Consider the following 19,602-nt stretch of genomic DNA (forward strand, 5'->3'; position numbering starts at 1 on the left):
CTTCCACAACCGTTCCCAAGGAGAACGATCATGGCAACCAAGAGTGTAACCATCGCTGACGCGGAGCGGGCATACGCGAAGATCGTGCGCGCTAATTGCATCATGCGAGTGATATCCAAATTCAGTTATAGCGACGACCACGACGAGTGGCTCACTTCGGAAGCTGCGGAGGGCGCAGCGGACCTGCTGGATGCCGCGACGGAAGACCTGCGCGAATACCTGGATGCACAGCAGACGGAGGCCAAAGTGGCAGGTACTTCCGCAAACACCGGAGGGGTCTGATATGGCTGGTTTGCGTCCCCTGATTCACATGGAGCAGTTCTTGGTCAAGAACCTTGGCGAAGCGCTTGAAGTTCCCGCTCGTAGTAGGCAAGCACAGGCTCGTTTCCGCGGGCCTGGTCCTGGCTTGGGGCCGCGCGTCTATCGGCGGGAATATTGGGTGGCGATTCGCCTAGAGCGAAAGGACGGAAAGATTGTTGATGGTTATCCCCTGTCTGACAGGAAACTTTCTCGCTACCAGGCTCGGAAACTGCTTCGCCGTGTCCGGCTGACCATCCCCCAAGCTGGCATTTATGTCGGCCAAGGGGTTCGCCCATGAATACCGAGTTGACCGTTCATGGCGCCATGATCCCTGTAGCGCGGGGAGAATTTGTTCGCATTGATGTTAAGCGCATGCAGGACATGGCTGTCCCCAAGTATCGCGCCCGTGAGGGGCAGGGTGAAGGCGTTCCCGTCGAGTGGTTGGACGAATTGCTCGACGAATTGGTGGACTTCACTGGCCGTGCAGACGCCTCCGATTTCGAGGCCGAAGTCCTGCATTTCTCGCTGTTAATGATCCAGCGACTGGAGCGGAGGCGAGAGCAGAACAGAAAGAGTGCGCAGGCTGCATTTGGTCGGCTATCTCAGCACTTCATCGGGATAGAGGATGAAGATATCGCGCGCGATATCGAAATTCTCGGCGCATGCCTGCGTCCCATTAATCGCATGTGGAGGGAAGGCTAAAAATGGCACTTCAACAACACGAATTGAAATCGCTCGCGATTGAACTCGCCACGGCCATGCCTCCCCCGCGGAGCAAGACGCTTGGCGAGGTCATGGCTGACGCAATGGAACTAAATGAGGCTGACCAGCAGGTAATCGAAGGCTTCTTGCGAGCTGCGCGGACGGCCGGCCTCAAGATGGACCCGGATAGCGTGCGTCGTACTGATGCGGCCGACCTGCGGGCGTTGTGGGCTCTCAAGTGACGGCCCCTTGGGGGTGGACTGCTGCGTCGATAGCGACGATCTGATCAACATCCGCATCTAGCCCGACGGGGCGAAAAGCCGGAGACCCTGCCGGCCTGGCGCGGTTCCTTTCAAGGGAGCGCGGGGGCGCTATGGATGACGCTGTATTGGCGAGGCTCGGGCCGCTGGACCTGAACAAGACCGACGACGAAATCGGTCAATGGATGGTCGCGGCGTGGGTGGGCATGCAGGCGGAAAGGGCCGGCATCCCGTTGAACCGTATTCCTGAGGAGTGGGCAACTTCGCTCATCGCGGAAACCGCGAAGATCGATTCCGACAGCGTGGAGCACGCTGCGCTTGAGAGCGCCTTCCGCAAGGCGTGTGCCGGCGACTACGAAACCGCCGGCAAGATGCTCAGAGACTACGTGGAGGCCGGCGCGACCGACCTGGCGAAGGATCGGCTTGTTGGTGAGGCGCTCCCTATTCTGCGCGGCAAGCGCAAGGGGAGCCCGAAAGGCGGCGCCACGAACAAGGCTAAGGCAGAGGGGTGGCAGAAAACGTGCATCGAGGCCGCGAAGAAGATGCTCGCCGAAGGTCGAGCTCAGCATGAGCTCGCTGGGGTCCTCAGCACCCAGTACAAAAGGACGGCCACACAGGTCCGCAATGTTCTGCAAGATGCCGGTGTAATGACCCGGCGCACGAAAAAAGCGAAAACGGCCTAAGCGCACTTTCGTTTTATTCGAGAAGTTTCAAACCGTCCCTGCACGCCCGCAGGGGTTCCCCCAAGAACGGACGGTTATGGAAACTCTCACTCCCCCGACCTATGCGCCGCTGGTCACGGCCTGCACGGCGCACGGCATCAGCCGCACCGTCGCATACGAGCTCATCAGCGCCGGCAAGCTGAAAACCTTCACCATCGGAAAGCGGCGCTACGTCTATCTGGACAGCCTGCGCACGCTGCCGGAACGCCTGGCGGCAGAGTCCGCGAAGGCGGCCGCCTAATGGGAACCACGGAAAAACGAAACCCGCCGGTGCGAACGGCGGGCTCCGAGGGTGCATTCGCTGGCGGCGGCATGCAGTGGCGCAATGCTAGCGTGGCTTCGGCATGCACTCAATGCCGGCTCGCGGGCAACCTGGACGACCTGGCCATTGCCCGGAAGGAAGCCCGTCTCGCGTCTCTGCGCAATCAGGCGGTGGAGCTCACTCGGATCGGTGACAAGGCGGGCGTTCGCGCCGTGCTGGTCGAGATCGCGAACCTGATCGCCAGCCGCACCCCTTTCGAGGTTCACCGCATCGAACACCTCAAGGGGCTGGCTGTGGCCAACACCGGAGGCCGCCGCCATGCGTGATTACAGCAAGGTCGCGCCGCAGTTTTGGACGGGCGACACCGGCAAGGCATTGAAGAAGGCAGGCCCGGAGGCGGTCATCGTCGCCATGTACCTGATGACGAGCCCGCACGCCAACATGATCGGGCTCTACTACCTGCCCATGCTCTACATCGCCCACGACACGGAGCTCGGATCGGAAGGGGCTTCTAAGGGGCTTGCAAGGGGCATCGAAGCCGGATTCTGCACCTACGACGAGGCTTCGGAACACGTCTTCGTGCACGCGATGGCGCGGTTCCAGATCGGCGAGCGCCTGGCCCCGAATGACAAGCGGTGCAAGGGCGTCGAAAACGAACTGGCGAAAGCACCGAAAGGTCCGCTGCGCGATGCTTTCTTGGCGTTGTACCGGGATGCGTTTCACCTCTCGGAAGCAAGCCCCATCGAAGCCCCTTCCAAGCCCCTCGGAAGCCAAGAACAGGAGCAGGAGCAAGAACAGGAGCAGAAACAGAAGAAGAGCAAGGCGCCTCGCGGCGCCACTGCAGACCTGTTTCCGGGTGTCGATTCCCAAGTGGTGTCGGACTTCCTCGAACTCCGGAAAAGCAAGAAAGCGCCGATCACGGCAACCGCAGTGGCCGGCATCCAGCGTGAGGCCCAAAAGGCCGGATTGACGCTGCAAGAGGCGTTGGCCATGTGCTGCGAGCGCGGCTGGTCCGGATTCAAGGCGGATTGGGAAGGCGTGTCGCGCCGCACGCGACCGGCTGCGAATGAGCCGGCCACGCTGCCGAGGCTGCAAGCATGAGCCGCGCCCAATCGCTGTACCACGTCGAGCGCCAAGTGTTGCACACGGCGATGGTTCGCGCCTCCAGCCTGCCGGACATGCCGTTGCAGACCAAGCACTTCGCCAACGAGCAGCACGCCGAAATCTGGAGCGTGATCCAGTCGCTCGCGCAGGAGGCCAAGCCTTTCGACCCGGTAAGCGTGGCGGATGCCGCGGAGCGCGAAGGGCTGTCCCGCGGCACGCAGACGCTCGTGATCGAAATCGCTGCGGCGCAGGAAATCATCCCGGCGCGGGATGCCCGCTATCCGGCAGGTCTGCTGGTGACCGGCTGGCGAGACCGCGAAACGCTGCGCATCGCCCGCGAACTGGCGGATGAAGCCGGCCGCCGCGAGGATGGTGCTGCGGATCGCGCCATTACCTCGCTGATGGCTCTCCATGCCGACGAGCACGACTGCGAGCACACTGCGAAGACGGCCATGCAGCAGGCATGGGCGGAGGTTGTGGCCGCGCACGAGGCCGGCGGGCGCTTGATCGGCGTTACCACCGGCATTGAGGAATTGGACGATACGTTGGGCGGTTTGCACGACTCCGACCTGATCGTGATCGGCGCCAGGCCGGCGATGGGCAAGACGGGGCTTCTGCTGGGCATGACCGCAGCGGCCAGCAAGTTCGGTTCCGTGGGGCTGATTTCCGGCGAGCAACCAGCGTCGCAGGTGGGGCTCCGCTGGATGGCGGCTGGTTCGAACGTGTCGGTTGGTCGGCTGCGCGCGGCCAAGATCGAAGACGATCAGTGGGGCAGGCTGACGAACGCGGTGAGCGACCTCGGCGGCCGTCCGATCCGTCTGCTGGATCGCAGTTCGCCCGACATTGCCGAAGTGATCCGCGTGGCGCGCCGCTGGAAGCACCAGTACGGGATCAAGGCGCTGTACGTGGACTATCTCCAGAAGCTGGAAATCAGCGGCATGGCGAGAGCGCCGAAGCATGAGCGCATTGGCGCGATTGCCCGGATGCTCAAGAACCTCGCGCGTGATCTGAACATCCCCGTGGTCGCTCTTGCACAGGTGAACCGCAAGGTCGAGGAGCGCCAGAACCAACGCCCGATGATGAGCGACCTGGCCGACTCTTCCGAAATCGAGAAGGAAGCCGACCAGATCATGATGCTCTGGCGCGACCTGTCGAATCCTCAGGCCGAAACCGCCGCGGCAGAAATCAACGTGGTGAAGAACCGCCACGGGAACATCGGCACTGTGAATTGCCTCTGGCGCGGCGCGTCCACGTCCTTCGTGAGCATGGCGCCGACTCGTGACTACCACGACGGCCGGATGGCCGCAGCAGGGGGTGCCTCGTGAAACGGACGAAGAAACCCCTTGTGGCGAGCAAGCCGGAAAGCGTGCCGTCGGTTCTCGAAGCTTTGGCAAGCGAGAAGGCAACCCAAGTGCGTGCGAAAGGTCGCGCCTTCGTTGCCGTGAATGGCGTGGCTTCAAATGCAAGGGCGATTCAGGAGTGGCAGAAACAGGCCGGGATGCCCGTGCCCGAAACCTTGGCCTACACCTTCGACGCGCTTGACGAGATGGTGCAGCGATCCAAGCGCGGCGACAGCAGCGACTCGGAAATGCTCTTGCTCGGCCAGGCGGCGGCGCTGAACGCTGTATTCGCCGCGTTGCTCGGTCGGGCACAACTCAACATGGGCGAGTTCCCGGAAGCGTTTGAAAGCTACATGCGGCTCGCGCTGCGGGCGCAGTTTCAGAGCCAGGCCACGCTCCGGACGCTGAGTGAGATCAAGGCGCCGCGCTCCGTCGCTTTCATCCAGCAGGCAAACGTCGCCAACGGCCCGCAGCAGGTGAACAACGGCGTGTCCGCTCGCGGGGGCGGGATGGAGATGAATCCGCCAAACGAAAAATTGGAGGTGGTCAATGGCCAATGGGTGGACGCCGGAGCGCAGGGCTCGGCAATCGGAAGCTATCAAACGCTGGAAGCCGTGGGAGAAGACGCGCGGCCCGGTGACGGAGGAAGGCAAGCGGCGCAGCAGCCGGAACGCATGGAAAGGCGGCGAGCGGCCAATTTTGCGCGAGTGGGCGCAGATGCTTCGGGAGCAGGAACGGCAGCGGCGCGAGGCGTGGTGAAAGGCGGCAGCCGTGCGCGGCGCCTGAGCACGACGGAGGGTTCCCCGTGACGCGGCCCCTCCCACGCAATCGACGCCCCGGAACGCTGCGCTCCCGCCTCGCCCTGTCGAAGCGACCTGTTAAACAAACGGCGGAAAACACGTCCACCGCGCCGGGACAAGGTGAGCAGGTGCCTTTCAAGGCGATCACCGCGCACCCGGATTTCCAGTTGCGTCAGGGCATGGCCGAGGTGCTGCTCGGCGAATCGATGGCTGGCTGGTGGCTGGATCACATGGATTCCTGCTGCGAGCTCATGGCACGGGGGCAGCCCTGCACCTGCAACTGCGTCCTCTGGTTCAGGGGGATGCGTCGGACGGTGTGCGTCCTCCCCTCTCTCGAAACTGCTGTATTTCCGATCCACTGACCAACAACCAACGCCGTGGGGGCGAATGGAACCGAACAACCTCAACCGATGGGGTAGCCGGCATCTGCCGCAGGAGGCCGCCGCGCTGGCTTTCATGCGGCGCAGCCGGTACGACATCCGGCCGGCGCTGCTGCTGCTCTTCCATGCGCAGGACGGAAGGCAGTTCCCCGCTACCCACCTGCATGGCGTCTGTTACCTGCGGGTCTGGTGCGAGCACCGTGGCATTGCATGGCGGCATGATGTCCTTGAATTGGCCGCTGCGGACGCTCTGGCGGTCATGTGGCGCAGGAAGGCTCCGCAGCCGGTGGGCGTGCGCGCCAAGCAACTCGGCGTCCGGATCGGCACGTATTTCGATCTGCGTACTGCGGCACTCGAAATGTTCCAGACCCGATTGCACGAGGCGCAGCAGCACTTCCTCTCGGGAAAGATTTACACCCGCAGATCGGTATTCTCGAAAATAGGAACCGCGCCCCCACGCCAGTCCTCCCGCGCTGCGGCGGGCAATCCGCAGCAACTCTTCTTCCAGTGGGCCGCATGACCATGACGCTCGAAACCGCAACCGCCGCAACGGATTGCGTGGCGAAGCCGTGGGCGGCTCCCGAGATCGGGGCAAGCCCAGCGGCGGTGTTCGACATCCCCAACGCTTCGGCACTCCGGCAACACGCATTGCAGGCGCACTTCATCGATTGGCCGGCGCCGGATGGCGAGGTCTACAAGCGCGTGGCGCTGGTCGAGGTGCCGGGGCTGCAACAGGCAATCGAGGCGGCCGTTGGGCCGGTGGACATGCTTGGAATGGGTTACCGGCTCAACTACGGCGGCGAATTGCCGAACCATGCGATTCATTCCGACATGGGATGGGGCACGCATGCGGCCGTGGTGTACCTGTCGGAAGGCACCGGCGGAACCGCGTTCTGGCGCCATAGGGCGACGGGCGCAAACAGGATCGATCCCGGCGATACGGCACTGTTCGAGCTCGTGAAAGACGACTGGAACGACGCTGGCCGCTGGGAGCGAATCGGCCTGGTCGAGATGAAGCTCGGCCGAGGCTTGATCTACGAAAGCGCGTTGTTCCATTCCCGTTGGCCCTTCGCGGCCTTCGGTGACAACCCCGAATCCGGGCGACTCATCGCGGTCGCATTCTTCACCCCGAGGCAGCAATGACGGTCACCATTCGACAGGCAACGCGGGACGACGTTCCGGCGATTGTCGCCATGTCTGAGAAGTTCTACGCCAACACCGTCTTCGCCGAGTGGTTCGAGTTCAATCCGGAAACCGTGGCCGATATCGCTGCAACCCTGGCGAGCGGCCATGTGATGTTGTTGGCAGAACAGGGTGGAAGGGTGGTCGGCATGGTCGGCCTGTGGGTGCTCCCTTTCGTGTTCAACACGCGCCACTGCGCCGCGTACGAAGTCGTGTGGTGGGTGAACCCCGACGCTCAGGGTTCGGGAGTCGGAAAGGCTCTCCTCGATGCAATCGAACCGGCCTGCAAGGAACGCGGCGCCGAAGTGATTCACATGGTGCATATGGCGAACAGCCCGCCGCAGGCGGCTGCTCTTTACGAACGACTGGGCTACGCGCACAGCGAGTCCGCTTACGCAAAAAAGGTGGTGTGACATGGGCGCAGTAACGGCGGCGGTAATTGGCGCTGTCGGGGCGGTCGGGGCGGCAAAAATGTCCTCGGATGCTTCGAAGAAGGCAGCGAACAAGCAGAGCAGTGCGGCAAATCAGGGCATCGCGGAACAGCAGCGGCAGTTCGACACGTTCCAGCAGAACATCCAGCCGTATCTCGTGGCCGGGCAGAACAGCTTGACCGGCCTCACCAACCTCACGAACAACCCCGACTCGATCCAGGACTCGGCGGCGTATCAGTGGCGACTTGGCCAGGGAATGCAAGCGCTAGATCGGAGTGCCGCGGCGCGTGGCTCGCTCTACAGCGGCGGTCACTCAGCGGACCTCATGCAATACGGGCAGGGCCTGGCGTCGCAGGAGTACGGCGACCAGTGGAACCGGCTCATGGGCATGACGCAGTTGGGCCAGAACTCCGCGGTCGGTGCGGGCTCGATGGGCATGCAGTCGGCGAACAACATCGGGAACCTCCTCGTCGGGTCCGGCAACGCGCAGGCGAACGGGGCAATCGGCAGCGCCAACGCATGGGGCAATGCCCTGTCCGGCCTGGCGAACGTCGCCGGCCAGTACGCGGCGAGCCGTAGCAGCAGCTACAGCCCGAACCCGAACTCAGCAGGTCCAACGGATTGGGGAGCCTTCGCTCCGAACAACCCCTCCAGCGGTTGGCAGCCCAGCGGCACGAATACCAACCTACTCACCGGCGGCGGCTCGCGCTGGTACGTGGGAGGCAACTGACATGCAGAACCTTCTCCTTCCCGATATCCCCGGCAGTTATCAGCAGGGCTATGCCTTCGGCACCAAGCAGCGGCAGCAACGCGAGGCGGAGCAGCGCCAGAACCGCCTCACTGGTCTCGCGTCGCAGGCGTACTCCGCGCCGGACGCGCAGCAGCGAGACCAGTTCGTGCGGCAGGCCATTGCCACGGACCCGGACGCTGGTTTCGCGCTGAACAAGAACCTGCAAGCCGACGAGGACCGTCGGAACACCACGATGGTCAACATGGCAAAGATGCTGACCTCGGCACCCGAGCAGGCGCGTCCGGCGATCTACCACCAGATGGTGCCGACGCTGAGCCGGTTCGGTATGCAGGACCTTCCGCCCGACTACACGCCGGAAACCGCGCCGACGATCATGGGCGCGGCGAACTCGCTGTTGCAGGCATACGGCGGCGCTCAGGCGCCGGAGCAGTTCACCCTCGGGCCGGGCTCCAAGCGATTCGACGCATCGGGCCGAGTGGTCGCGGAGGTTCCCTTCGCTCCCGCTCGCCCGACGCTCTACACCGACGCGAACGGTAATGTTTCGTGGCTCTCGCCGCCGACGCAGGGCAACGGCTTGCAGAGCGGCATCGGCCCCGACGGCATGCCGTTCCAGATCGATCCGAGCATGCCGCCGGAGGGTCGCGAGGCCGCGATGGCGGATATCGCCAACAGTGGCGGAGCGAACGCCTATAACCTGCCGCCGCGCGTGGCTGGGAACGGTGTTGTCCCCGTGCCCGGCGTCCGCGGCAAGCCGGCGCAGCAGGCGGGCAATTCGTTCCGCCGGATGAGCCCGCAGGAAGTCACCGCCGCGGGCTATCCGGCCGGCTCGGTGGTGCAGGTTGACTCGGAAGGTCGCGAAAACGTCGTCTATCAGCCCAAGGAACAGGCAGCGGCCGGCAGCGGCCAAGCGAACGACGGCCTCAACGACCGCCAGCGCGTGGCCGTGCAGGGCGTGCAACGCAACCTGCTCCAGTACGCGGCAGCGCTCACCGGCAGGACGCCGGAGGAACTCGCCGGGATGAGCTCGGAGCAGATCGCGTCTGCGGTGAAGGAGAACAGCGGGCGCTTCATGCAGGGCGGCGTCGCGCGCGCGGTCAACGAACTGCCGTGGGGCAGCACGCTGGTGCAGGGTTCGAACGCGGACATCGCCAGCTACTCGCAGGGCGCTGGCGCAGCCTGGGCCGCTTACGAGAACCCGACCGGCATCATCACCAACGCCGACCGCGAGACGGCGACGCTGCAAATGCCGAACCCGCTCGATCCTCCGCAGGTGCAGGCGGCGAAGATCAAGAACTTCCTCGACCTCTCCGGCTGGAAGGGCGGGCAGTCGAGCGCGGCGCCGGCCAGCGGATCGCAGGGCGTGCCGCAGCAGGCAATCGACTACCTGCGCCAGAACCCGCAACTGCGCCAGCAGTTCGAACAGAAGTACGGCGTCTCCGCCGACCAGTTCTTGAGGTAGATCATGCCGAATCCCTTCGACCAATTCGACAGCGCGCGGCCGATGCCGCAGGCTACTGGCAACCCGTTCGATCAATTCGATGCGCCGCGCGCGGACTTTTCCGACGTGACGGCACGTATCGACTCGACGGAGCAGCGCGTGGCGCCTTCGGCCAACAATTCCGACTTCGCGCGCATGGTCACCGGCCAGCCGAAGCAGAAACCCGGCTGGCGTCGCGATCTGGAACTTGGCACGCGCAACGTGCTGCAAGGCGCTGGCGGATTGATCGGCACCTTTGGCGGCGATGCGTTCAATCACTACGTTTCGAACCCGCTGGCGCGCGTGCTCGGCATGCCTGAGGAGCAGGCGTTGCCGTACCGCGAGGAGGCCGCGCGCCTGGCTGACCGGATGGGCTTGGAACGTCCACAGACGAAGCGGGAGCGCATCTACGGCGACATTGGCGAAGCGCTGACCGGCACGGCCTTGACCATGGGCGTTGGCAGCGGCCTGAGCCTGCTGGGTAACGCCGGCAAGGTTGGCCCGGCAGCGCAGGGCGTCGGGAACATGCTGGCCAGCCGCCCCGGCTTGCAGGCGGTGAGCACCATCGGCGGCGCGGGCGCTTCCTCGATCACGCGCGAGAACGGCGGCAGCGAGGGCGCACAGATCGCCGCAGGACTCGCCGGCAGCCTGCTCCCCGGCGCAGCCCGCACGACCGCTGCCATGACCACGCGCGGCCTGCTGCGTGGTTCGTCCGGGCAGACGGTACAGAACAACCTCGTCGGGTTCCGTGCTGCGGGAACGACGCCCACGGTCGGCCAAGCGACGGAGAACCGCCTCGCTCGCGGCATCGAGGCAGTGCTGTCCAAGGCGCCGGGCGGCGCCGGCACCATGGCGCGGAAGTCGGCGAGCCAGAACGAGCAGATCGGCGGCGCCGTGGACGACCTCGCCGGCACGCTGGCCTACCGCTCCGACCCGACCAAGGCGGGCCGTGCAATCGCGCAAGGCGTGAGCGGGCCCGGTGGCTTCCTCGACAACTTCCGGACCACGTCCGCGCGCCTGTACGGCGAGCTCGACCAGTACCTCCCGCCGAACACGCCGATGCCGGCCACGAACGCCTCCCGCTACCTCGCGCAGCAGACGCAGAAGATTCCCGGCGCCACGGCCACGTCGGCGTTGCTGTCGAACCCGAAGCTGTCGGCGATCCGCGACGCGCTGGAGGCCGACCTTGCCGCTGGCAATGGCTCGATCCCGTACGAGGCGATGAAGCGCGTGCGCAGCCAAGTGGGCGAATTGATCGCGGACGCCGGCTTGGCCCCGGACATCCCGGTGCGCCAGCTTCGCGGCCTCTACGGCGAATTGTCGAAGGACATGGCTGCCGCAGCGCAGGCGACGGGCAACCCGAAGGCGGTTTCCGCGTTCAACCGCGCGAACCTGCACTTCCGCGCCGGCATGAACCGCATGGAGTTGATTGAGTCGGTAGTCGGTCGGAACGGCGGCCCGGAGGCAGTGTTCAATGCGGCGGTGAGCGGCACGCGCGAAGGCGCGACGAAACTGCACGCCGTCATGCAGTCGCTTCCCTCGGACGCGCAGAAGATGCTCTCGGCGACGATGCTGCGCCGGCTCGGCCGGGCAGTGAGCAGCCAGCAGGACGATCTCGGCGCGCAGTTCAGCACGCAAACCTTCCTGACCAATTGGGACAAGCTGAGCCCCGCGGCGAAGTCGGCTCTGTTCGACCGCTATGGCAATGGGTTCCGCTCCAACCTGGACAAGATCGCGCGCGTTGCCAGCAACCTGCGCGAGGGTGCGCAGACGTTGCCGAATCCCTCGGGGACCGCGCCCGCCGCGGCGCAACTGGTCAGTTCGGGCGCGTTCGCCTTGGCCGTGCTCACTCAGCAGTGGGGCTATGCCGGCGCCATTGCGGCCGGCGTAGGCAGCGCATGGAGCGGCTCGCGGCTCATGACGAACCCGAAGTTCGTCGGCTGGCTCGCGCGCTCGACGGATGTTCCCGCCGCGATGCTGCCGAACATGCTGACCGGCCTGCGCATCATGGCGAGGGAAGAGCAGGACCCGGAAATCGATGCGTTCGCCGACGACCTCGAAGCCAGGATGCGGCCGCAGCAGGCAATGCCTGTCCGAGAGTCGATTCCCGCGCGTTAGGTCCGCAGCTTGACGTGCCCCTCAAGCTCTAGTCCTCGCAGTGCCGCCGTTTCGCGCGGCTGCGAAAACAGGATGCGCACGTTCCGGTATTCGCCTTCGCCGTTGAGGCGAGCGCTGCCAAAGGCGACGGCATCCTTGTTCCCCGGCGTCCGATAGGTTAGTTCCCGATGCGTGTATTGCACCGGAAAGAGAATGCCCTTCTCCGTCGAGAGGTCGAGAAGCAGCAGGGAAAGTTCGCTGCCGGCGCTCAGCGCTGCGACCGTTTCGGAAGTCAGTGGCGGAAGCTGGTGGAAGTAGTCGCTGTCGTGGGTAGCCATTGGCCCTCCTGGTTCAGTCGTCGCAACGCTCGTCTTCATCGGCGTCCTTGCAGTCCCCATCTTCGATCATCTGCTGCTGGACTTCCTCCGTGTAGGCTTCGCATCCTTCGATGAAGGACTGCGAGTTGCCGCCGCAGTCGTCGGGGTCTTCGATGTCGTGCGCCTCGGCCCACTGGTAGCCGGCTTCATGGCCTCCGCAGTCGGCCGTGCATGGGTAACCGTGCGAATAGAGGGGAAGTGCCGGAGCGGTTGCCGGGCGCTGCGTCCTATCGAGAACGCAATTCGTGGCCGGTGTGGCCGAAAAATATCCGGTTCCGTCCCTGCGATAGCACCAGTAGACAGGCCGCGTCGCTGTTAGGCCGCCACTCGTCTGTTGTGAAGGCTGGTAGTTCGCAATCAACACACATGCGTAGTTTTTCAGAGGCTGGGAGACGTACGTGGGAATGCGATCCGGGCCGATGCATTTATACAGCGAGCCCGCGAAACAAGGCAGTGGCACGAGGGCGGCGCCCGCAAGCGCGGCGGCCATGATCAACAATCGTTTCCTGCCAGCCACATGCTCCCCCGGTGTCTTACGGTAACCGCCTGCGCGGCCTGGTGCTCCGGCGGCGCGCTTGCTCCGACGCCGTCGGAGACGGAGGCGCGTAGCTCTCCGGTGCGGGCGAGCGCTTCCCGTACCACAACCTGCTGAGCAGCGATTGCCCGTGCGGCCATGCGTCATGGTCGGCCCACAGCTTGAAGAAGAGGACTCGCCTGAGCCTCCCTTCCGGCACGAAGCGCCACAGCAGCCAAAGGAAACCCGCCCACAGGCCAAGGAACATGGCCCCAAACAGCGGCTTGAGCAGCATAGTGAGGGCGAAATCGTGGTTCATGGGCGCATGCTACTCGGTTTGGCCCGAAGGGCTTTCCGGCGGCACGCGATGCCGCATGATCGACGCCGCAATCTGGTTCGACGACCATTCGAAGGATCGCCAGGCGAGTTCCGGCGTGTCGCCGTAGCCGACGGTCTTCGCCATGAGGCCGAAATGACCCTGCTCACCATAGAAGTGCTTGAGCGGTTCGACCATGAAATCGAAGAAGATGCGGATCGGTGGAGGTGGGGCAGGGATGGCGCCCAAAATCCAGCCGGCCAAGTCCACATAGTGGCTGGTGTCGGTGGATTTCTCGGGGTTCCTGATCACGTAGACGGCATAGCCGCCGACATGGAATTTCGAGGCAATCGGATTATCGTCCGCTGTCCTTTCGAACTGCGCTACGTCGCAGCCGATGGAGCACAGCTTGGAATCGTGCCCTGTCGCTGCTGCGACCATGCTCCGAAGCCCAGCGCTTCGCCGTAGCTCGGGAATGGTGTCGATCAATTCGGGGCTGCTGATCAAGTCCACGAACGCCCCGCGATCATGGCCGTACGCCGCCAACTCCTCCGGGCTCATCCCGTGGTAGTGCGTCATGGTTTCGGCCTTGTCGGTGGTCGCGATGCGATACCCCGGGCCTTCGAAGGCTATCTGCTCCATCCCTTTTCCTCGCGATCACAACTCAGGCGTGTCCCGGCCGCAGTTATAGCAGCGCCGGAAATCGGGCAGTTGCTTGCCGTAGTAGACCTTGCCGGGTCGAACGCCACCCAACGGGCCGCCACAGTACCGGCAGTCCGGCCCATGCCCGCCTTCCCACCGATACAGCCGCCAGCCGAACACGGCCAAGAACCCAGCCGAGGCGACTGCTCCCGCAAGCGCAATCCCCCGTGCCGGCGTGCCTAGTTGCCCGAAGTACGGCGAGGAATTCGCCAGGTGCGACACCGCCGACGACAGCAGGACGCCGCCCATGAGGGCCAGCAGCGGCCATGCTAGGCCGCGCGCGAAGATCGACCACCACCGCATATCCGTTCTCCATGAAGGTGACGCACGAAGGCTGGCAGCCGTCTGTCGCATGTGTTGAGACTGCACATGGCGATGGTATCGGTGCCGAGAGAGCCAATGGCTCGGAGATTTTCTCGACGCCGTGTAGGGAAAATCCTACGGAAGAAACTGGCACGCTATCCTGTTCCGACAGGGGGAGCTATGGACTGGAAAGAAGGCATGACGTTTGGAGTGGCGCTTCTAGGCGCAGTGCTCGGCGTGATCAATACTGTTTGGGCGCTTTATCGTGATCGCGTCCGTTTGCGCGTCCGTGCAGTATGGCTGAGCAGGGTATTTCAGATCAGTGGAACCACGCAGCTCGCGGGGCAGACTTCTGAATTCGCTGGCGTTTTAGAACGAAGCCCTGATGGTCATTTTGGTGTTCGCGTTACCAATTTAGGTTTTGTCGAGGTGACTATCGACAGCATGGGACTCACCTCCACCGGATTTTTCAAGAGACGGTTTGGGCGCCGTCTACAGCGCAGCCCAATTATTTCTGATGCGATGAATGCGGTCTCGCTGCCGTACAGACTAAAGCCGCGCGAAACAATTACTGTTTGGACGGCGCGAGATGAAGCAACGGTTGGTAAGGCGCTCGCCAAAGCAAAGCGTGTGTATGCATCCACATCCTGTGGTGTGGATGTGTTTGGTGCGAGTGGGCTTCTTCGAGCACTAGTTCTTCGGGAAAGGCAACGTGGGTAGTCCGCCAGAGAACTCCGGCAAGACGGCTTTGAAAGCAGCGCTTATCGCTGCTGAGGCTATATCCGGATGCACACGCCTTTGGATACTTCGCATCCTTGAGGCTAGTCCAGGTCGTTGCGGCAACGACGACTTAATGCACGTTGGACTGGCCTACGTTGGGTTGCCGCTTGCACAAGCTGATTTGCTTGGGCATCTAAACTTCCTTGCTGACAAGGGATTGATTCGCCTGGACTACCGAGATGAGTTCAAAGTCTGGGTCATCGATCTGACGCGCACTGGGCGAGAAGTTGTTAGAGGCTTGGTGGAAGTGGAGGGGATCGAGCGGCCTCAAGGTGAGGATTAGCGCGACCTACCATTCAAAAAGCGAAAACCCCGGCATGCCGGGGTTTTGTTGTTACTTCGCGTTAGCGGAAGTCGGAAAGCTAGTTCGGGAGGTGGGTTCGCGTGTTGGAGCCTTGCGTCCTTCTCTTGCGGCTTGAGCGTGCTCGTAAGCCGTTCTCACCTGCGTCTGAATCCCCTTGCTTTGGCTGCTGGGAGCCATTTGCCGATTCATTGCTTGGTTGAGAAGAGTTGTCATCTTGGGCTCCTGCTTGAGATGGGGCGGGCGGTGGTATTACGGCACAAGCGATGTTCGATTGAGATGAAATGAGATGCCAGATCGAATCGCAGAAATGTTGTTCGGCTTCGGTTAGTGGGCCTACGCGCTCGAAAAGTTCCTTTGCTTCCTTTCTGTCAATGACAAAGTTGTGCGACGGATATTTGTGTATCAAGCGGTCAAGGGCGTTTTGTTTCAGGTTGCTGCCGTATTGATTAAGGCGGTTGCCGTACTCCTCGGCGATGCGTGTCAGCCTTTGCAATTCCCCGAAGCGGAGCGGGTCTAGCTGGCTAAACAAGGGCGACGCAATTGCGGCGCTGACTTGTGCGGCAAATTCCGCCGAGAGCTTCGTTGATAACCCGAGGTTGCGTGTTTCTTTCAGTACGAGGTGGAAGCTTTCTTTGATGTGTTCGGTCACGGCACCCATGGCTTCGGTAATGTCCAAGCCCGAGCTCCGCTCTTGCAGTTCCGACCCCTTGTAGACCTGAATGTCCAACGGACCAAGTTCACCGAAATCACCGATGCCGAGATCGTCTGCAACCATGGCGATCAGGGTTCCCGCACTTTTGCACCAATGCGGAATGGCAATCCGGAGGCTGCCTTTGCCCTTGTAATGGTGGCGCAGGCATCTACCGATCCTGAATGCGCCATCCGGGTCTCCTCCATACGTATTCAGGAAGATGGTGGCCTTGTCCTTCTTCTTGTTCCGCTCAATTTCAAGGCTGAGCGTACGGTGCAGGTCGCGGCTGATGGCGTGGCTGATGAAGAAATAGTCGCGTTCTCCATCCTCCTTGTACAGCTCGGCAACTGCGTCTTCGAAATTCATTGGCTTCCCCCAGTTAAGGAATCCTAACACCCAGCTTTTGCCGGGGTGTTAGCCCCCTTGGGCATGTAGGCCGGCACGGCCCGGCATCGCAGGCGGCCTTGAGTGGGGGCATATTGGGGGGCAGAATCTCCGAGCGGTTAGCCAATAATCCATATAAATCAAACAGATATATTGACTATTCGACGCCGACAAGCGCACCAGGCCCGCCGTGGGTCGTGCGCGTTCAGCGCGGATCGTTCGGCGCGCAAGTACCGACGCGATGCCGGTACACCAGGGTTCCGCCGAGCCAGCCGGCCGCGCACAACGCAGCGAAGCCGGCTGCACTCAGCCCCAGCGCCACGGCATCGGGCTCATGCCAGGCCATTCCCTGCATGCGCAGCAACAGGCTGGCGGCATAGCAACTCCACGCGGCCATCGCCGACAGCATGTGGCGGTTGGCTACCCGCTGCGCGGGGCTGTCCGCATCCAGTCTCGACAATTCGAAGAAGCCGGCCAGCATCGCGGCCAGGGCGGCGACCGTGCCGATCGCCAGCACGGCGCCGGAGAAGCGCCATGCCGGCTCGCCCCACCACAGGCTGCCGAAGTCGGCGGCCGTCGCCAGCGACCAGCAGGCGACGGGGAAATGCACCAGCGCGGGATGCAGCGGATGCTTCACGACGCCAGCACGGCGCTCAACAGGGTCAGGAAGCCGACCACCGCCACGCCGGCGTGGACGAACACCACCGCCTTCGGCGCGATGCTGCCGCGCAGGTGGACCGAGGCCAGGTAGAAGCCGCCCAGCGCGGCGATCGCTAGGATGGCCAGGGCCGCAACGGCGCGTGCGGGCGCCGCGCCCTGCAGCATGGCGACGACCAGCAGGCCCAGTCCGCTGGCGCCGAGCAGCGCGTGCAGCACCGACAGCGCCCACGGCGCAAGGCGCCCGCGAAGGACGCTCGAGGCCAGGACCAGCCCGCCCAGTGCGGCGATGGCGAAGACCAGCAATGCGATTTTCAACATGGCGAACTCCCGTTGGGTGTGGATGTCTGGGGTCCCGGCGGCGGTGCGTCGAGTCGTTTCAGCACCTGCTCGGTCATGCGGTCGCAGCGGGTGCCGAGGAAGGGGAATGCCTCGGTGAGCGCCGACGCCAGGGTGTCGTGCAGCGCCGCGCGCAACAGGCGGCGCGCGCGGTGCAGGCGGGTCTTTACCGTTTCGGCGCGCAGGCCGAGGGTGGCAGCGGGCTCCTCGACCGTGCATTCCTCGATCTCGCGCAGCACGAACACGATGCGGAACGGTTCGGGCAGTTCGCCGATGGCGCGTTCGACCGCATGGCGCATCTGCTCGCGCGCGGCGGCGGCGGCCGGATCCTCGCTGCCGTAACGGGAGGGGAATGCGACGACGCGGCCGTCGTCCTGCGCGGTGTCGATGCGGTCGACGTCCGTCGTGGGGCGGCGCCGGCGCAGGCGGCCGTGGGCTTCGTTGAGCACGATGCGGATCAGCCAGGTCGACAGCGAGGCGTCGCCGCGGAACGTGGCCAGTTTTTCGTAGGCGTGCACGTAGGCCTCCTGGACCACGTCCTCGGCTTCGGCATCGTCGCCGACCACGCCGCGCGCGACCCGGAACAGGCGCTGGTTGCAGCGCCGCATGATGTGGCGGAAGGCCTGGCGGTCGCCGCGCAGCACCGCGGCCGCCAGGGCGTTGTCGTCCAGCGCGGCATAGTCGAGGGCCAGGGTGTCCTGCTGCGGCATGGTTTCCTCCTTCCTGCCCATGGGATGCGCGAGCGGGCGCCAGGTTCCCGGGTCGTGCGGGGCCGATCCGCGGGCCGTCGCCGTGCGACGTCCGCTCCGGCTAAACTGCCGGAATGTTTCCCTTGATACGAATGCGATGAGCCGAAACTATCCTCCGGTTTCACTGATCGGTGTACCCACCGACATCGGCGCGGGCCACCGCGGCGCGCGGATGGGGCCGGACGCGCTGCGCATCGCCGGGCTCGGCGAGGCGCTGGCCGCGCGCGGCGTGCAGGTGCGCGACGCCGGCAACGTCGATGGCCCGGCGAATCCATGGCTGCCGCCCGACCACGGCTATCGCCACCTCGACGAGGTCGTCGCCTGGAACCGCGGCGTGCTGCAGGCGGTGGCGGCCGAGCTGCGCGCGGGCCGCCTGCCGATCATGATGGGCGGCGACCACTGCCTGGCGATGGGCTCGATCGGCGCGGTCGCGCGGCACTGCCGCGAACAGGGCAGGAAGCTGCGCGTGCTGTGGCTGGACGCGCATTCGGACTTCAACACCAGCGAAGTCACGCCGTCGGGCAACATCCACGGCATGCCGGTGGCGTGCCTGTGCGGGCTCGGCCCGGACGCGCTGGTGAAGCTCGGCGGCGACGCGCCGGCGATGTCGCCGGCGGAAATCCGCCAGATCGGCATCCGTTCGGTCGACCCGGACGAGAAGCGCCTGATCAAGCAGTACGGCATCGACGTCTACGACATGCGCTACATCGACGAGAACGGCATGAAGCAGACCATGCTGGCCGCGCTCGACGGCGTCGACGCGGACACCCACCTGCACGTCAGCTTCGACGTCGACTTCCTCGATCCCGGCATCGCGCCGGGCGTCGGCACCACGGTGCCGGGCGGGCCGAACTACCGCGAGGCGCAGCTGGTGATGGAGATGATCGCCGACAGCGGGCGCATGGGCTCGCTCGACATCGTCGAACTGAACCCGGTGCTGGACAACCACAACCAGACCGCGGAACTGGTGGTCGACCTGGTCGAAAGCCTGTTCGGCAAGTCGACCCTGATGCGCGACTAGCGTACCGGGGCGTCCCCTGCGAAGGCGGGATCGGGAACGACGAATCGCGCGACATGCGCGCCTAAGCTGCGGCTGAATGCGGGGCCCCGCGTTCATTCGGGATAAACGCGACCCGGGACAGGGTGGCTGCGTGATCCACGCAACCGAGGAGGCATCCGATGAAGCGTACGATCCTGTCCCTGCTGCTGGCGATGTTCGCGACGGCGACGCTGGCGGGCTGCAATACCGTCGCCGGCGCCGGCAAGGACATGCAGAAGGCCGGCGAGAAGGTCCAGGACAAGGCCGAGGACTGCAAGGACCCGCCCTGCTGAGCCTGTCGCGCGGATGAATCCTGCGCGGAAGCGGACCGCCGCCACTTCATTTTCGCGCCGATCCGATGCAGGATTGCCGGCGAGGCGGACCCCCGGCCGCCACCCCATTACCGAGGAGAACGAGATGAAACGCACCATCGCCCTGCTGTTGCTCGCCGCGCTGGCCATGGCCGGCCTGTCCGCCTGCAACACCGTCGAAGGATTCGGCAAGGACGTGCAGAAGGTCGGCGAAAAGATGGAAGGCGCCGCGAAGAAGTAAGCGAAGTCCACGATCCTGGTTTCGCGGAAAAGGCCGGCCTGTCCGGCCTTTTCCTTGCATGGCGCATTCGTCCGTGGCGGCGCGCGC

The 19,602-nt window shown here is 64.2% G+C and carries 30 protein-coding genes; 21 read left to right on the plus strand and 9 right to left on the minus strand.

The genetic code is table 11. The features are described from left to right. Positions 1 to 30 precede the first annotated feature (30 nt). The 16 genes from CSC71_RS05810 to CSC71_RS05885 all read left to right on the plus strand — a co-directional run bounded on the left by CSC71_RS05810 (position 31) and on the right by CSC71_RS05885 (position 11,829). Positions 31 to 282 (plus strand): hypothetical protein, encoded by a 252-nt coding sequence (locus CSC71_RS05810; protein ID WP_162373413.1) that lies wholly within the window; start codon positions 31 to 33, stop codon positions 280 to 282. A 312-nt stretch (positions 283 to 594) separates the two neighbouring features. Continuing rightward, positions 595 to 1,002 (plus strand): hypothetical protein, encoded by a 408-nt coding sequence (locus tag CSC71_RS05815; RefSeq protein ID WP_162373414.1) that lies wholly within the window; start codon positions 595 to 597, stop codon positions 1,000 to 1,002. A gap of 2 nt (positions 1,003 to 1,004) precedes the next feature. Then, complete coding sequence (locus CSC71_RS05820; protein WP_162373415.1) at positions 1,005 to 1,244, plus strand: hypothetical protein; 240 nt, start codon at positions 1,005 to 1,007, stop codon at positions 1,242 to 1,244. 131 nt (positions 1,245 to 1,375) lie between these two features. After that, positions 1,376 to 1,945 carry a hypothetical protein gene (locus CSC71_RS05825; protein WP_162373416.1) on the plus strand — a complete coding sequence of 190 codons (570 nt, stop codon included), beginning with the start codon at positions 1,376 to 1,378 and terminating at the stop codon, positions 1,943 to 1,945. Between the two features lie 76 nt (positions 1,946 to 2,021). Beyond that, positions 2,022 to 2,225 (plus strand): MerR family transcriptional regulator, encoded by a 204-nt coding sequence (locus CSC71_RS05830; protein WP_162373417.1) that lies wholly within the window; start codon positions 2,022 to 2,024, stop codon positions 2,223 to 2,225. After that, complete coding sequence (locus CSC71_RS05835) at positions 2,225 to 2,572, plus strand: hypothetical protein (protein ID WP_162373418.1); 348 nt, start codon at positions 2,225 to 2,227, stop codon at positions 2,570 to 2,572. The genes CSC71_RS05830 and CSC71_RS05835 overlap by 1 nt, the downstream gene beginning before the upstream one ends. Next, complete coding sequence (locus CSC71_RS05840) at positions 2,565 to 3,347, plus strand: hypothetical protein (protein ID WP_162373419.1); 783 nt, start codon at positions 2,565 to 2,567, stop codon at positions 3,345 to 3,347. The genes CSC71_RS05835 and CSC71_RS05840 overlap by 8 nt, the downstream gene beginning before the upstream one ends. Further along, the gene (locus CSC71_RS05845) at positions 3,344 to 4,675 is read left to right on the plus strand and encodes a replicative DNA helicase (protein WP_162373420.1); all 1,332 of its coding nucleotides are present in this window, start codon (positions 3,344 to 3,346) and stop codon (positions 4,673 to 4,675) included. The genes CSC71_RS05840 and CSC71_RS05845 overlap by 4 nt, the downstream gene beginning before the upstream one ends. Further along, positions 4,672 to 5,499, plus strand: coding sequence for a hypothetical protein (locus CSC71_RS05850; RefSeq protein WP_162373421.1), 828 nt, complete (start codon positions 4,672 to 4,674; stop codon positions 5,497 to 5,499). The genes CSC71_RS05845 and CSC71_RS05850 overlap by 4 nt, the downstream gene beginning before the upstream one ends. Beyond that, on the plus strand, positions 5,496 to 5,852 hold the full coding sequence (locus CSC71_RS05855) for a hypothetical protein (RefSeq protein ID WP_162373422.1): 357 nt from the start codon (positions 5,496 to 5,498) through the stop codon (positions 5,850 to 5,852). The genes CSC71_RS05850 and CSC71_RS05855 overlap by 4 nt, the downstream gene beginning before the upstream one ends. 25 nt (positions 5,853 to 5,877) lie before the next feature. Next, on the plus strand, positions 5,878 to 6,390 hold the full coding sequence (locus tag CSC71_RS05860; protein ID WP_162373423.1) for a hypothetical protein: 513 nt from the start codon (positions 5,878 to 5,880) through the stop codon (positions 6,388 to 6,390). Further along, positions 6,387 to 7,013: a DUF6445 family protein gene (locus tag CSC71_RS05865; RefSeq protein WP_162373424.1), complete on the plus strand. Its 627-nt coding sequence runs from the start codon at positions 6,387 to 6,389 to the stop codon at positions 7,011 to 7,013. The genes CSC71_RS05860 and CSC71_RS05865 overlap by 4 nt, the downstream gene beginning before the upstream one ends. Next, a complete protein-coding gene (locus CSC71_RS05870; RefSeq protein ID WP_162373425.1) occupies positions 7,010 to 7,465 on the plus strand; it encodes a GNAT family N-acetyltransferase in 456 nt (151 codons plus the stop codon). The genes CSC71_RS05865 and CSC71_RS05870 overlap by 4 nt, the downstream gene beginning before the upstream one ends. A gap of 1 nt (position 7,466) precedes the next feature. Continuing rightward, positions 7,467 to 8,213: a hypothetical protein gene (locus tag CSC71_RS05875; RefSeq protein WP_162373426.1), complete on the plus strand. Its 747-nt coding sequence runs from the start codon at positions 7,467 to 7,469 to the stop codon at positions 8,211 to 8,213. Between the two features lies 1 nt (position 8,214). Further along, complete coding sequence (locus CSC71_RS05880) at positions 8,215 to 9,693, plus strand: hypothetical protein (RefSeq protein ID WP_162373427.1); 1,479 nt, start codon at positions 8,215 to 8,217, stop codon at positions 9,691 to 9,693. A 3-nt stretch (positions 9,694 to 9,696) separates the two neighbouring features. Then, positions 9,697 to 11,829, plus strand: coding sequence for a hypothetical protein (locus CSC71_RS05885; RefSeq protein ID WP_162373428.1), 2,133 nt, complete (start codon positions 9,697 to 9,699; stop codon positions 11,827 to 11,829). Here CSC71_RS05885 and CSC71_RS05890 read toward each other — a convergent pair. Genes CSC71_RS05890 through CSC71_RS05910 form a run of 5 tightly spaced genes read right to left on the minus strand, consistent with a single transcriptional unit; the run spans position 11,826 to position 14,020 of the window. Beyond that, on the minus strand, positions 11,826 to 12,146 hold the full coding sequence (locus tag CSC71_RS05890) for a hypothetical protein (protein WP_162373429.1): 321 nt from the start codon (positions 12,144 to 12,146) through the stop codon (positions 11,826 to 11,828). The genes CSC71_RS05885 and CSC71_RS05890 overlap by 4 nt on opposite strands. 13 nt (positions 12,147 to 12,159) lie before the next feature. Next, entirely contained in the window at positions 12,160 to 12,675 is a 516-nt protein-coding gene (locus tag CSC71_RS05895; protein WP_162373430.1) for a hypothetical protein, read from the minus strand. Positions 12,676 to 12,718: 43 nt separating this feature from the next. Next, positions 12,719 to 13,018 carry a hypothetical protein gene (locus tag CSC71_RS05900; protein WP_162373431.1) on the minus strand — a complete coding sequence of 100 codons (300 nt, stop codon included), beginning with the start codon at positions 13,016 to 13,018 and terminating at the stop codon, positions 12,719 to 12,721. A gap of 9 nt (positions 13,019 to 13,027) precedes the next feature. After that, a complete protein-coding gene (locus CSC71_RS05905; protein WP_162373432.1) occupies positions 13,028 to 13,657 on the minus strand; it encodes a hypothetical protein in 630 nt (209 codons plus the stop codon). 15 nt (positions 13,658 to 13,672) lie between these two features. After that, the gene (locus CSC71_RS05910) at positions 13,673 to 14,020 is read right to left on the minus strand and encodes a hypothetical protein (RefSeq protein ID WP_162373433.1); all 348 of its coding nucleotides are present in this window, start codon (positions 14,018 to 14,020) and stop codon (positions 13,673 to 13,675) included. A gap of 180 nt (positions 14,021 to 14,200) precedes the next feature. Here CSC71_RS05910 and CSC71_RS05915 point away from each other — a divergent pair, with 180 nt between their 5' ends. Further along, positions 14,201 to 14,740: a hypothetical protein gene (locus tag CSC71_RS05915; protein ID WP_162373434.1), complete on the plus strand. Its 540-nt coding sequence runs from the start codon at positions 14,201 to 14,203 to the stop codon at positions 14,738 to 14,740. A gap of 133 nt (positions 14,741 to 14,873) precedes the next feature. Beyond that, positions 14,874 to 15,083 carry a hypothetical protein gene (locus CSC71_RS05920; RefSeq protein WP_162373435.1) on the plus strand — a complete coding sequence of 70 codons (210 nt, stop codon included), beginning with the start codon at positions 14,874 to 14,876 and terminating at the stop codon, positions 15,081 to 15,083. A gap of 79 nt (positions 15,084 to 15,162) precedes the next feature. Here CSC71_RS05920 and CSC71_RS05925 read toward each other — a convergent pair whose 3' ends face one another. From CSC71_RS05925 to CSC71_RS05940, 4 genes are all read right to left on the minus strand, one after another. After that, complete coding sequence (locus CSC71_RS05925) at positions 15,163 to 16,161, minus strand: SDH family Clp fold serine proteinase (protein WP_162373436.1); 999 nt, start codon at positions 16,159 to 16,161, stop codon at positions 15,163 to 15,165. A gap of 223 nt (positions 16,162 to 16,384) precedes the next feature. After that, a complete protein-coding gene (locus CSC71_RS05930) occupies positions 16,385 to 16,816 on the minus strand; it encodes a DUF2231 domain-containing protein (RefSeq protein WP_162373437.1) in 432 nt (143 codons plus the stop codon). Then, the gene (locus CSC71_RS05935) at positions 16,813 to 17,157 is read right to left on the minus strand and encodes a hypothetical protein (RefSeq protein ID WP_162373438.1); all 345 of its coding nucleotides are present in this window, start codon (positions 17,155 to 17,157) and stop codon (positions 16,813 to 16,815) included. The genes CSC71_RS05930 and CSC71_RS05935 overlap by 4 nt, the downstream gene beginning before the upstream one ends. Further along, positions 17,151 to 17,885: an RNA polymerase sigma factor gene (locus CSC71_RS05940; RefSeq protein WP_162373439.1), complete on the minus strand. Its 735-nt coding sequence runs from the start codon at positions 17,883 to 17,885 to the stop codon at positions 17,151 to 17,153. The genes CSC71_RS05935 and CSC71_RS05940 overlap by 7 nt, the downstream gene beginning before the upstream one ends. A 136-nt stretch (positions 17,886 to 18,021) precedes the next feature. Between CSC71_RS05940 and rocF the strand changes: the two genes are divergently transcribed. The 3 genes from rocF to CSC71_RS05955 all read left to right on the plus strand — a co-directional run bounded on the left by rocF (position 18,022) and on the right by CSC71_RS05955 (position 19,515). Beyond that, a complete protein-coding gene (gene rocF, locus CSC71_RS05945) occupies positions 18,022 to 18,945 on the plus strand; it encodes an arginase (protein WP_162373440.1) in 924 nt (307 codons plus the stop codon). A gap of 158 nt (positions 18,946 to 19,103) precedes the next feature. Continuing rightward, entirely contained in the window at positions 19,104 to 19,256 is a 153-nt protein-coding gene (locus CSC71_RS05950; RefSeq protein ID WP_162373441.1) for an entericidin A/B family lipoprotein, read from the plus strand. 124 nt (positions 19,257 to 19,380) lie between these two features. Continuing rightward, a complete protein-coding gene (locus tag CSC71_RS05955; RefSeq protein ID WP_162373442.1) occupies positions 19,381 to 19,515 on the plus strand; it encodes an entericidin A/B family lipoprotein in 135 nt (44 codons plus the stop codon). Positions 19,516 to 19,602: the final 87 nt, after the last annotated feature.

The organism is Pseudoxanthomonas sangjuensis (genome assembly GCF_010211755.1).
Classification (GTDB): Bacteria; Pseudomonadota; Gammaproteobacteria; order Xanthomonadales; family Xanthomonadaceae; genus Pseudoxanthomonas_A; species Pseudoxanthomonas_A sangjuensis.